This is a genomic window from Bacillus sp. FSL P2-0099 (assembly GCF_038007445.1).
Lineage (GTDB): Bacteria > Bacillota > Bacilli > Bacillales > Bacillaceae_G > Bacillus_A > Bacillus_A mycoides.
Window position 1 is genome coordinate 1,663,381 of sequence record NZ_JBBOXE010000001.1, and the last position, 12,140, is coordinate 1,675,520.

At 33.0% G+C, this 12,140-nt stretch carries 10 protein-coding genes; 6 read left to right on the forward strand and 4 right to left on the reverse strand.

Features of this window, described 5'->3' with window-relative positions; all coding sequences use genetic code 11:
* Window position 1: 1 nt before the first annotated feature.
* Window positions 2-337: an antibiotic biosynthesis monooxygenase family protein gene (locus MKY90_RS08595; RefSeq protein WP_328068780.1), complete on the reverse strand. Its 336-nt coding sequence runs from the start codon at window positions 335-337 to the stop codon at window positions 2-4.
* 453 nt (window positions 338-790) lie between these two features.
* Here MKY90_RS08595 and MKY90_RS08600 point away from each other — a divergent pair, with 453 nt between their 5' ends.
* The 4 genes from MKY90_RS08600 (at window position 791) to MKY90_RS08615 (ending at window position 7,560) form a co-directional block, all read left to right on the forward strand.
* Window positions 791-4,117, forward strand: coding sequence for an isopeptide-forming domain-containing fimbrial protein (locus MKY90_RS08600; protein WP_341091058.1), 3,327 nt, complete (start codon window positions 791-793; stop codon window positions 4,115-4,117).
* Window positions 4,118-4,157: 40 nt separating this feature from the next.
* Window positions 4,158-5,819 carry a SpaA isopeptide-forming pilin-related protein gene (locus MKY90_RS08605; protein ID WP_341091061.1) on the forward strand — a complete coding sequence of 554 codons (1,662 nt, stop codon included), beginning with the start codon at window positions 4,158-4,160 and terminating at the stop codon, window positions 5,817-5,819.
* A 91-nt stretch (window positions 5,820-5,910) separates the two neighbouring features.
* A complete protein-coding gene (locus tag MKY90_RS08610) occupies window positions 5,911-6,711 on the forward strand; it encodes a class C sortase (RefSeq protein WP_341091063.1) in 801 nt (266 codons plus the stop codon).
* Between the two features lie 21 nt (window positions 6,712-6,732).
* Window positions 6,733-7,560 carry a class C sortase gene (locus tag MKY90_RS08615; RefSeq protein ID WP_341091065.1) on the forward strand — a complete coding sequence of 276 codons (828 nt, stop codon included), beginning with the start codon at window positions 6,733-6,735 and terminating at the stop codon, window positions 7,558-7,560.
* Window positions 7,561-7,615: 55 nt separating this feature from the next.
* On the opposite strand, the gene MKY90_RS08620 is transcribed toward MKY90_RS08615, so the two are convergent.
* On the reverse strand, window positions 7,616-7,795 hold the full coding sequence (locus MKY90_RS08620) for an H-type small acid-soluble spore protein (RefSeq protein WP_001025736.1): 180 nt from the start codon (window positions 7,793-7,795) through the stop codon (window positions 7,616-7,618).
* Between the two features lie 66 nt (window positions 7,796-7,861).
* The gene (locus MKY90_RS08625) at window positions 7,862-9,076 is read right to left on the reverse strand and encodes a helix-turn-helix transcriptional regulator (protein ID WP_341091066.1); all 1,215 of its coding nucleotides are present in this window, start codon (window positions 9,074-9,076) and stop codon (window positions 7,862-7,864) included.
* A 117-nt stretch (window positions 9,077-9,193) separates the two neighbouring features.
* Here MKY90_RS08625 and MKY90_RS08630 point away from each other — a divergent pair, with 117 nt between their 5' ends.
* Together MKY90_RS08630 and MKY90_RS08635 are read left to right on the forward strand one after the other, a co-directional pair.
* Window positions 9,194-10,462 (forward strand): MFS transporter, encoded by a 1,269-nt coding sequence (locus MKY90_RS08630; protein ID WP_033730446.1) that lies wholly within the window; start codon window positions 9,194-9,196, stop codon window positions 10,460-10,462.
* A 109-nt stretch (window positions 10,463-10,571) separates the two neighbouring features.
* Window positions 10,572-11,096 (forward strand): DUF4398 domain-containing protein, encoded by a 525-nt coding sequence (locus MKY90_RS08635; protein WP_002086429.1) that lies wholly within the window; start codon window positions 10,572-10,574, stop codon window positions 11,094-11,096.
* Between the two features lie 40 nt (window positions 11,097-11,136).
* On the opposite strand, the gene MKY90_RS08640 is transcribed toward MKY90_RS08635, so the two are convergent.
* Complete coding sequence (locus MKY90_RS08640) at window positions 11,137-12,030, reverse strand: LysR family transcriptional regulator (protein ID WP_002126660.1); 894 nt, start codon at window positions 12,028-12,030, stop codon at window positions 11,137-11,139.
* Between the last annotated feature and the right edge of the window lie 110 nt (window positions 12,031-12,140).

The following is a 12,140-nucleotide window of genomic DNA, read 5'->3' on the forward strand; positions in this document are numbered from 1 at the left end:
GTTACAATGTATCTCTATGAAACTTATATTCTTTCTCAACAAGGCAGATACGCAGGTGGAAGTTTTCATACCATTGCTCACGGCCTCTTTTTTTCGCTTCTTTATGTAAGGCGTTCTTTTTCCAATTTTCAATTGCTTCGAGTGATTCCCAATAAGAAATTGTAATTCCGAGTCCTGGATTACCTCGTGCACTTTCTACACTTAAAAATCCAGGTTGCTGTTTCGCAAGGTCCTCCATTTTTTCGGCAACGGCATTATAGTCTGTTGTATCATTCGATAGATTAGAAGTGAATATAACTGCATAATAAGGATTAATTTTTTGTGGATTCTTTTCCATACAATTTCCCCCTTGAATAGTAGTTTATAGTTTGTATTTTAGCATGTAATAAAAAGAAAAGAAGAACGAGGCTTCTTTTCTTTTTTAGGCCGTAAATTTTAATCCAGCATACTTGTGTTGGTTTCTTTTGAATATTTTGCTCTTCCAATGTTATTTGTATTAATTGTAAGTAATCAGCGATAAAATTTTTTTATATTACCTTATAATTATTAAGTAATTCGTGTTGTGTAGAATATCATAAATAGGAGAAAAAGTATGAAGTTTCTATTTTATATTCGAAATTTAATTATTATTAAATACTTATAATAAATCTAAAAATCTTTATATAAAAATGTATAAATTAGTAATTTATCACATATTTTGTTAACAAATCTTATATTTTATATTAGAATAATACATATAAAGTATATTCGCATAATATATTAATGGATTTTAATTAAGGAGGTGACCTCTTTGCACAATAAGATAAAAGAAAATAAAAAAATATTAAATGTATTTGTAGTTGTTATGAGCTTATTTTTACTATTATCGCAGTTACAGTTTTTTAAACCAATGGATAGAGTAAGGGCAGAAGTTACAGATGAAGAAGGTTTTGATACACCAACCTATCAATCTATTCATAAAGGTGATATGTATTCTACTGGGAATGTGAATTTAGGTATTAAAGCTACTGAAGCTCAGAAACAAACGGCATTGTATTCGGATATAACGTATACGTACGGGACAACACCGAATGGTTATACACGTGAATTAATTGATGTGGATGACGACCCAACAACTACAAATTCATCTAAAGCATATATTCCTGTTCCAGAGGATGCTGAAATCGAATGGGCTGGGTTATATTGGAGTTCAACACGTTACGAATTAACGCAACAGCAATATGTGGCACCAGTTAAGTTTACTACACCGGCCGGGAAGAGCTTTCAAGTATCACCAAGTAATACGTATTACGGAAGTGGCTTGCTTTATGGTTTCGGTATTGATGGTACTTATTATTCTAACTATGCAGATGTTACAGGGCTTTTAAAGTCTTCTAATGCAAAAGCAGGAAGCTATACTGTAGCAAATATTCCTTATCCAAATACAAAACTTGCATATAATTCTGGGTATTATTCTTTTGCTGGATGGTACATGTTAGTAATCACGAAAGATAAGTCAAAAACTAGAAAAGCATTTACTGTGTATGATGGTGGATTGAAAAGAGCTACTGGATCTGGTGAAAAAGAATTCACGATGAAAAACTTTATTGCTTCAAAAACTGGAGATTTAGATCCGAAAGTTTCTGTTTTCGCTGTTCAAGGAGATAGATATTGGCAAGGTGATAAACTCTTTGTTCATACAGATAACACCTGGAAGGAAGTTACTGATAAGCTAAATCCGACAGGTAATATATTTAATTCCACTATTTCTGAATATGAGGAACATATGCGAGATAAGTATCCAGGTACATTTAACCCAGATTATAAAAATAATTTAGGGGTTGATGCAGATTTAATAAAGCTACCGGCAGGATATATTAAACCAAATCAAAAGGAAATACGTTTAAAAGCTGCGACATCTGGTGATGATTACGTATTAAATACATTAGCCTTTGCAGTAAATGCAACAGCGCCAGAGCTTGTAATCGCTAAGGAAGTAATAGATACAAAAGAAAAGTACGATCCCGGTGATGAAGTTACATATCGTTTACGGGTGAAAAACATTGAACCGAATTCGAGTTCTGTTGATACAAAAATTGAAGATGTTTTAGATTCGCGTCTAGAATTTGTACCAGATTCGGTGAAAATTATTTCTGGTCCGAATGCGGGAGATCAAACAGAACAGGTTGATTATAATGCAAAGACAAGAAAGTTAACGATAAGAATTGGTGAAGGAGCAAATGCTACGAAAGGTGGAATCTATACGGATAAAACACCTGAGACAACCGTTGAATTTAAAGCGAAATTAAGGGGAGAAAAGGTAGAAACAGAAATTCCTAATATCGCTGTTGTTCAAGGGATTGATGAGTTAACAGGAAGTCAGGTTGAAGCTAATGATTCTAATAAAGTAGTAGTTAAAGTAATACCTGAACTAGAAGAGAAACACGGTAAGTTAGTAGCTACTAAACTAGCTAAAGATATAAACGGTGGTACGCTGAAAGTTGGCGACAAACTAGAATATACAATTCATACTAAAAATAGTGTGCCAGATTCTCTCTTAAAATCAGTTAAAATTACGGATAAACTTTCTGAAGGAGTAGAATATGTTCCAAACACGTTAAAGATAAACGGGAAGGAACAAACGGATGTTGAAGATGAAGATCATGCACATATAAAAGATGGAACAATTTATGCTCATTTCGGCGACCTTAAAGGCGAGGAAGAGAAAGCAATCACGTTTGAAATTGTTGTAAAACCAGAAATGGCAAATAAGAAAGTAAAGAATATAGCAATAGTTGAGACTGATAGTTCGGCCGATAAGGAGAAGCCAGAAGTTGAAACACCAGTCGACCCGTTGTCTGGACAACTAGAATCGAAGAAAGAGATTATTGATATGAGGCAAGAAAAAGTTCATGTCAATGATAAATTTGAGTATCAAATTAAAGTTCGAAATAAGGTAGAAAATGGACTTATTAAAGATATGCGTCTAATGGATAAACTTCCTGAAGGTGTAGAGTATGTAGCTGGTAGTATGAAAGTGAATGGGAATTTATTGACAGACGCAGTTGACGAAGATGCAGGGTCGTATGAGGATAATACGATTAAAGTAAACTTTGGTGACGTGCTTGATACGGAAGAAAGAATGGTAACTTTTAAAGTGAAAGTTACGCAAGACGCATTAAAAACGAAAGAAATTGAGAACATAGCGGTTGTTGAGGGGAAAACACCAGATAATGAAGATTTACCACCACAAAAACCGAATGTAAAAACGAATGTGAAAGCAAAGGAACCTAAGGTGAGTAAAATGGTTTCGGACTCAGATGAAATAGAAGTGGAAAAGGCGACATTACAAAGTGTAGGTGAAGAGTTTACATGGCATGTAAACTATAATTTTGGAAATGATGTCATGGACCTTGAAAAAGTGGTATTACAGGATGACTTAGAAGATATTTTAACTATCCTACAAGTACAACTTGTAAACAGTGATGGAGAGGCCATAGAAGTTATACCGCAAATTGATGAGCTATTAAAGAAAGTAAGTATTGAGTTACCAAAGCGGGACGGAAATTATAATTATCTTGCGAATCAATCTTATACAATGCACATTAAGTCAATGCTAAATGCTAATGTAAATGCAGATATAGTAACGAAATACAATGCGAATGGTGGTATTCCAAATAAAGCGGAGTTACTGTTTGATCAGAAGAAATCCGTATCAAATGAAGTATTTGTAGTACCACCAACATTAGGGGAATTTGAGATTGAAAAAGTAGATGCGAACGATGAAAATCTCAAATTAGAAGGCGCAGTATTTGAAGTGATAAGTAAAGGTGGAAATATAGTATGTAAATTAACAACCGATAAAGATGGTTTGGCAACTTCTACTCCATTAATAGTTGGCAAATATACATTAAAAGAAGTACAAGCACCAAAAGGATATGTGCTGATGAGAGAGCCAGTAGAAATAGAAGTGAAGCCTGGAATGAATTCACAAAAAATAAGAGTAGTAAATAAGAAGAGTGAATTCGTTATTCCAGAGACTGGTGGAATAGGGACAATTATTTATTATGTAATGGGTGGAATATTGATGTTTGTTACATTGTTCCTCTTTGTTAGAAAGAGAAACAGTGAAAGATAGATAGAACAAAAGCAATAGAAATGATAGGGAGTGGGCAACTATGAAAAAGATTTTTAGTTTATTTTTAATTGGTATGTTAGCTTTTTCAACGCTATCTAACATGATTGTTAGTGCGGAATCTAGAAGTACAGGTACTTTAACGATTCACAAGTTTGAACAAAGTAAAGATGCTAAAACAACTTCAGAAGGTAATGGGAAAGAAGGACAAATTGTTCCGGAAGATGCAAAGCCTTTAGAAGGTGTAACTTTTGAAATTAAACGAATTGAGTCATTTGAAAAGATTTCAAATGATGGAACTGTTATAAAAGAAGAGGAAAATCCAGTAAAAGACGCTGCAATTACAAAGATAACAGATGCGAAAGGGGAAGCTGTTTTTAAAGATCTTCCGCTAGGACGTTATGAAGTAAAAGCTGTTAAAGGTCCAGACCATATTGAATTAGATAAGAGTACTTTTATTGTTGATATTCCAATGACAAGTGCAGACGGTAAAGATTTAAACTACGATGTTCATATTTATCCAAAGAATGAAACGAAACGTGGTTCAGTAGAATTAATAAAAAAAGGTGAAGGGGACAGTGTGTTATCAGGTGCGGAATTCCATTTATTCAAAAAAAATGAAGATGGCACAAACACACAAGTAAAAACACCACTTCCACTAGTAACAGGATTAGATGGTAAAATTAGTGTAGATTCTTTAGAGTATGGAAACTATTATTTTATAGAGGAAAAGGCTCCAAAAGGTTATTTAACAAGTAAAGAAGAATATCCTTTTGCTATTAAAGAAACTGGTAAACTAGTTAAGTTAGAAAAAGATGTAAAGAACTATAAAGAGCCTACAATTGAAAAAACGATTAACGACAGTTCAAAGAACGCGGGAATAAATCGTGAAACAGAGTATACGTATGATATTAAAACATTGCTTCCTGAGGATATTCAAACGTATCAAAATTATGTTGTAACCGATGTTTTAGATGATCGTTTAGAGGTTGTTGGAACACCAATTGTAATGATTGATGGTAAAAAAGTTGATGAGAGTATTGTAAATGTAATTGTTGCTGGACAAAAGGTTATTGCTTCAGTGGAAGATTTTTCGAAAGTAACAGGGAAAGAATTACACTTGCAAATTACTGCAAAAATTAAAGGTGATGTTCAATCTGGAGTGGAAATTCCGAACAAAGCAGTACTTGATTTTGTAAACAAAGATGATGTTTCATCAGAAAAAGATGGAAAACCATCAAACGAAGTAGTGGTTACACCAACAATGGGAAATATAAAAATCGAAAAAATTGATGGTAAGAATAAGTCTCTGAAATTAGAAGGTGCAAGATTCGAATTACGAGATAAAAAGGGAAATATTGTAGTAGTAAACAAAAAGAAAATGGATGATATCACTGATGCAAATGGTATTATTACATGGAATGAAATCCCGTATGGTGAATATCAAATTGTTGAAACGGTAGCACCAAAGTATAAAGATGAAGACGGTGCAGTAGAGCAATATCAAAAATTAAGAGATCCAATTGATATTAAAATTGATAAAGATCATAAATTAATTGATCTGCAGGTTGAGAACAATAAGAGCGGATGGATTATACCAGCAACAGGTGGTATAGGAACAATTTTCTTCACAGTAGTTGGTCTGTTATTAATGGTGACAGCAGCGTTTATCTTCTTTAGAAAGAAACCTGTGAAGAATTCCTAATTGATATTTTTATAATAATTGAGTTTGGAAAAGAGGAAAGGCATATTGCTTTCCTCTTTTCCACATTTTATCCGTAGTGAAAGAGGATGTTATGAGACGAAATATTATTTTTGGCAGTATATTTTTGCTAGGTTTAAGTATATTTTTATATCCGATTGCAAGTAATTGGTTTGCAACGAGAACGCACTATTCGGAAGTAAGTACGTACGATGAAGCAGTAAATAATTTACAAAAAGAAGAAATTGAACGTAAGGAGAAAGAAGCACGGGAATATAATGAAAAAGTTCAAAGTACGATGCAAACATTTTCGGACCCATTTCATGAAAATAGTGATAAGAACAAAAGTTCGCATATAGATATGTTAAATATCGGTGATGTTATGGGATATGTAGAAATTCCAAAAATTGATGTGAATCTTCCGATTTATCAAGGGACGACTGAAGACGTACTAACCCGCGGAGTTGGACAACTGAACGAATCTTCATTACCAGTAGGGGGAGAAAATACGCATACAGTTTTAACGGGGCATCGTGGTTTACCTTCAGCACTAATGTTTACTCATTTAGATAAAGTTGAAAAGGACGATATATTTTATATTCATTCATTAGATAAAGTACTTGCCTATAAGGTAGATCAAATAAAAGTTGTATTACCAAATGAAACAGGAGATTTATTAGTTGTACAAGGAGAAGATTATGCAACATTAATTACATGTACCCCTTATGGAGTGAATACGCATAGGCTATTAGTGAGAGGACACCGGGTTCCATATGATGCTGGAGAAAAAGAAATGATTCTAAAATCTTTTATTATAGAAGATTGGATGATTGTTCTTCCCATTGTTCTTATTTGTATCATCCTTCTAATGATTTATTTGAAAAAACGAAAATAATATGTATTGTGTGGTGTGTGTGTGAGAAGGAGCTTAATAAGTTTAGTATTGTTCCTTACAGGGTTATCTCTATTTCTATATCCATTGCTTGCTAATTATATAAACAATTATGTATATAAAACAAGAGTAATTCGTTATGAAAAGATGGTAAATAATTCAAAAGCAGAAGATGCCAATGAGAAATTTCGGAAGATGGAAACATATAACCATTTGTTAGGGAAAACTACTTTCAAAATGAATGATCCATTTGTTCATGATACTGAAGTAGATAATGAGCAGTTAGACTTTATAAACAAAAACGAGATGTTTGGTATGATTTCAATTCCAAAAATAAATGAGGAGTTGCCAATTTACTTAGGTGCAAATCAAGAAAACTTAAGTAAAGGAATAGGCCAACTTGAAGGGACTTCTTTACCAATTGGTGGGAAAGATACGCATACTGTATTGGCAGGGCATCGAGGCTATCATGGCGCGAGGATGTTTCGGCACCTGGATAAATTGGCTGATGACGATATATTCTATGTCAATGTACTTGGAAAACAACTTGTTTATAAAGTAATTGGGCGTGAGATAATTAATCCAAATCAAGTTGATAAATTGAGTGTAATAAAAGGACAAGATAGAGTTACATTACTTACATGTGAACCATATACATCTAGTAAATATCGATTGTTAGTATATGGAGAGCGAGTAGAAACAGACCAAAATGAAATTGAACGACAAAACAAAAGTATAGTAGAAGTTAGGAGTCATGAAACAAGAGATTTATTTGAGAAACTGGCTTTTGGCATAGTAGGTCTAATTGTAATTTGTATTGGGCTGTATGGTTTACTAAAAAGGAAAAACTAGTGATGAAATATATAATAAAAGAAAATGCCACTTCAAAAAAAAGAAGTGGCATTTTTTATATTTCCTCTAAGCTATTAACTGGAACCGTTAATTCGCGTTTTGGATTTGTTACTTCATATATGCGGGCGGTTTCGTTGCTTTCATCGACGTGTTGAATCATAACAGGCATGCCTTGAAAACTGACATTGGCTTCTTCAGATGACTCGGAAAGCTCTTTTGCGCGTTGTATATTCATTTATATTCCTCCCATCATTATTATCTTTGCAAAAAAGGAGGAATAATATACCATTTCGAGACATTTTTAAAGTTTTTGTATTATTTGTAATGTTTCTTTAATAAAAGAAGAAAAGATGGAATCCGGGTAGGATTGTATCTTTTGAGCGGCTTCTGTAGCTTCCTCCAGAGCCCTTTTTTTATCGTTAAGTTTTACATAACAAAGGGCACGATATGCACCTGCTGTTGTAAGCCACGCTTGATCAAGTGGATGGTTCATATAATCCGGCATGATACCACGTTGCAATGCTTGTAAAGCTTCCTCGTAATGTTTCAATCCGTATAAAGCTTTTCCTTTTTCAAGATAATACAATCCGTCGTCTTGAAAAAGTGGCTCATCTTTTAGTTTCTCTCGAAATTGTTCTAGATGTTTTAATGCGATTGTATATTCATTAGTAATCGTGTTGTAGTAGTAAGCTTTTAAAATATCAATAATCGCAATGGATAGAGTATCTTCTGTAAAAATGGCAAATTGCTCAGATTTTTTTATGTAATATAAATATTGTTCTTTATCAGCTGTAATGACTTTTTGGTAAGATAAAATCCGATAAAATTCGTCTGTTTTAAAATATACTTGATGCTTTTTTGAAAACTCGAGTGCCTCTAATATTGTTACTTCACATGTTTCATAATCGCCGCATGCTAGTAAAATGATGGCTTCATATAAACATAACTCGATATGTATAATGAGATCCATTTCTAAATGTTTCTCCTCATAATCATTTCTAATACTAGCTATAAGTTGTAAACATTCACCATACTTTTTACGTGTGAATATCGTAAAGGATAATTTTAATTTTGTTTCCGTACTGTCCCGGTATAACGTATATTTTTCAAAAATAGAAGTAGCCTTTTCAACGTAATATTCAATGTTGTAATCTTTCATAATCGCCGCAGCTGTTACAAATTGTTTATATAAACGAGCGGTATTTAAAGTAGAAGGTAGCTCTTTTTGAACGATAGGTAGTAAAGTCTCATATACTTCATCACATTTATTTGCCTTTATTAGTTGTTCCATTTGTTGAATGATTTCTACAATTTCTACATCATCTTCTTCTAGTAAAAAACTCGTTTCGCATCCAAGTTTTTCAGCGATGTATTGTAATGTTTTCATGGAAGGTGTAGCTTTTCCATTTTCAATTTGACTTAACATACTTTTTGTCAGTTCTGGACCTGCTAATTCAGTTTGAGTAAGCTTTTTTTCTTTTCGTAACGTTTTAATTTTCTCGCCGAGAGTAGCCATCATATGCTCCTTTATAATCAAAAAGTTAAATATAATTAAACTTTTCGTTGTAAAAATTGGAAAGTTTTATATATAATAAGTTTAACACAATTTAACTTTTAAAGGGAGAGTGTCATAATGGGGGATGTAAGTATAGGTCAAAATGATTGGAAAATGAAGATTGCAACGAGAAATATTATTTTAATGATGATTGGAAAAATGACGTCCTTGTTAGGGGCGGGTATTTATACGTTTGCAATGGGATTATACGTATTAAAGACAACTGGTTCAGGAATGGGGTTTGCAACTACCCTTATTTGCGGATCAATACCAAGAATGATCTGTGGCCCAATTGCAGGTGCTGTAGCTGACCGTGTGAACCGAAGATGGCTTGTAATTGGCACTGATTTATTAAGTAGCTTAACAATGCTTATCATGTTTATTCTTGCTACTATATTTGGACCATCACTTCTGTTTATTTATGTATCAGCGGCATTATTATCAATTTGTGCAAGTTTTTATTCTGTTTCATTAACTTCGTCTATTCCTAATTTAGTAGATGAGGAGCGTATTCAAAAAGCGAGTGCTTTAAATCAGACGGCATCATCTTTATCGAATATTTTAGCGCCGATTATTGGAGGAGTTGTATTTGGTTTCTTTTCAATCAAAACATTTTTCCTGTTAAATAGTATTACATTCTTTTTAGCAGTTATTGTACAATTATTCATCGTATTTGATTTATATAAAAAAGAATTGGTCGAAAGTAAAGAGCATTTCTTGACGAGTATAAAAGAAGGTTTTTCATATGTGAAACGACAGCATGAAATATATGGTTTAATGAAAATTGCAGTAGGGGTAAACTTTTTTGCGAGTGCACTTTTCGTTTCGCTTCCATATATTGTTATTAAAAATTTGCATTTATCCTCGAAGCAACTCGGTGTTGTAGAGGGAATGTTAGCAGTCGGGATGCTAATTGGTGCAATTGTTTTATCAGTACGTAAAGAAGTGAATAATCCGTTTCGCTCTGTTTATATTGGACTGTTTTTATTTGCGGGCTTGAGTTTATGCACAGTCTTTCCGTTGTTAGTTATCATTCCGAAAGTAGCAAGTTTTATTTACTATATCACTTTTATGATTTTAACCGGTATATCAATGATGGTTGTAAATATCCCGATGCAAGTACATATGCAAAAGACGACAGATCCAAACTATTTAGGACGTGTATTCGGTCTACTTGAAACAATTTCTACTGCAATCGCACCGCTTGGAATGATTGTATATGGATTATTATTAGATATGTTACCGACTAGCATTGTTATGATGACATTAGGTGGAGGATTATTGTTAGTTGTATTAGTTGGAGTAAAGCAGCATATGGCGAAAAAACAAGTGGATGTATCGGTTTAAAAGAAAATTTTAACAATATAAAAATGACCATATTAGTATTTTAGTTTTTGAAACTCCTTTTCATGTATGTTACAGTAAAGTGAGCAGGCAAAGAAAAGGAGAAAACATCATGAGAAAATTAAGTTTTGTAATGCTTTTTCTGTTAGTCGTAATGACTGGATGTAGTAATTATGACACGTATATTGAAACAGGTATGCAATCATTGAAAAATGAAAAATATAGTGATGCGATTATGTGGTTTGAAAAAGCGGAAAAAGAGAAATCAGGAAATGAAGCGAAGGCATATAAAGAAGTCGCTCAGTTACTAGATCGCGGTGCGACAGCATTAAAAGACGGTAAGTATTTAGAAACGAAAGATATTGCAAATGAAGTGTTACAAAAGAAAAAAGATGATGCACTTGAAAAAGCTGTGACATCAAATGCAGAGAATATGCTTCAAAAAGCAAAAGATGTGGAAGAGAAAGTAAATGAAAGAGTAGCGAAACGAAAAAAGGTAAATGAAGAAGGAATCGATAAATTAATTAAAGCTGTTGATAGTATAGATGATGTAAAAGAAAAAGAGAAAAAAGTTTCAGAAGCATTAGATAAGGCTGAAGAGGCACAAGCAAAAATTGAGGATAAGAAAAACAAATAGAGTTATAGTTTAAAAGGCTGTCGTGTATAACGACAGCCTTTTAATTTTTTTCTGCAAAAGAAGTAATACTATGTAGTAAAAAAGAAATTATTTTAGAATTCCATCTGTCCTCATGATGAATGGTATAAATATTACGCTGAAATTCAAAATCAGGGATCGGTATATAGCATAGCTCATTTCGTTGTACTTCTTGCTCAATAGCAAGTTTTGAAATAAAGGCAACCCCATTACCATATTTTAAAATTTGTTTCATCGTTTCTAATGAATCTAGTTCAATTTCTGATTGGAATGTAATGTTATGTGCTAACGTCCATTGTGTAAGTAAATCTCTCGTTGTAGATGGGTTACGATGCAATAATATACGTTCTTTTTCGATATCTTGTAATGATACATTTGTTCTTTTAGAAAGATGATGTTCTTTGGAAAAGGCAAGAACAAGTGTATCAGGCATTACATTCATTTGTTTTAGAAGTGGTTCGTCAAACGGTGCCGCAGAAATTACCCCGAGATCAATTTCATGATTTTGTAGCATCGTTCGAATTTCAGGAGCTGTTTTTACTATGAGTGTTATTTTTATATTTGGAAATTCGCATTGAAATTGGTGAACAACTTCTGGTAAAAGATAAGTCGCGGGTACATAACTAGCACCAATTGTTATAGCGCCTTTATTAAAATCTTTAAACTCTTGTGTGACCCGCCTAGCTTCTTTCATAAGTGCATCTATTTTACAAGCATAATGATGCAATGCCTCGCCAGCTTCTGTTAAGAAATACCTTCCGGAACGTAATTCAAATAAAGGCACACCAAGTTCCTCTTCTAAGCTTTTTATGTGAAACGTAATAGTAGGTTGTTTAACGCCAAGTTTTTCTGCAACAATAGTAAGCTTTTTGTATTTCTTAATAAGCACTACAATTTCTAATTTTAAGAGATTCATGATAAGTTGGCCCCTTTTTCTTCTAACTATAGAAAAAATCTATAGAAATAAATAGTTTATTAGAGATTTTTTAATTTAATCTTTACAGTACATTAACATTCAGTATAAAA

Bases quoted from the DNA above. Each gene is read 5' to 3' on its own strand.
- MKY90_RS08595 (WP_328068780.1), bottom strand. From the start codon at position 337: ATGGAAAAGAATCCACAAAAAATTAATCCTTATTATGCAGTTATATTC.
- MKY90_RS08605 (WP_341091061.1), top strand. From the start codon at position 4,158: ATGAAAAAGATTTTTAGTTTATTTTTAATTGGTATGTTAGCTTTTTCA.
- MKY90_RS08610 (WP_341091063.1), top strand. From the start codon at position 5,911: ATGAGACGAAATATTATTTTTGGCAGTATATTTTTGCTAGGTTTAAGT.
- MKY90_RS08620 (WP_001025736.1), bottom strand. From the start codon at position 7,795: ATGAATATACAACGCGCAAAAGAGCTTTCCGAGTCATCTGAAGAAGCC.
- MKY90_RS08625 (WP_341091066.1), bottom strand. From the start codon at position 9,076: ATGGCTACTCTCGGCGAGAAAATTAAAACGTTACGAAAAGAAAAAAAG.
- MKY90_RS08630 (WP_033730446.1), top strand. From the start codon at position 9,194: ATGGGGGATGTAAGTATAGGTCAAAATGATTGGAAAATGAAGATTGCA.
- MKY90_RS08635 (WP_002086429.1), top strand. From the start codon at position 10,572: ATGAGAAAATTAAGTTTTGTAATGCTTTTTCTGTTAGTCGTAATGACT.
- MKY90_RS08640 (WP_002126660.1), bottom strand. From the start codon at position 12,030: ATGAATCTCTTAAAATTAGAAATTGTAGTGCTTATTAAGAAATACAAA.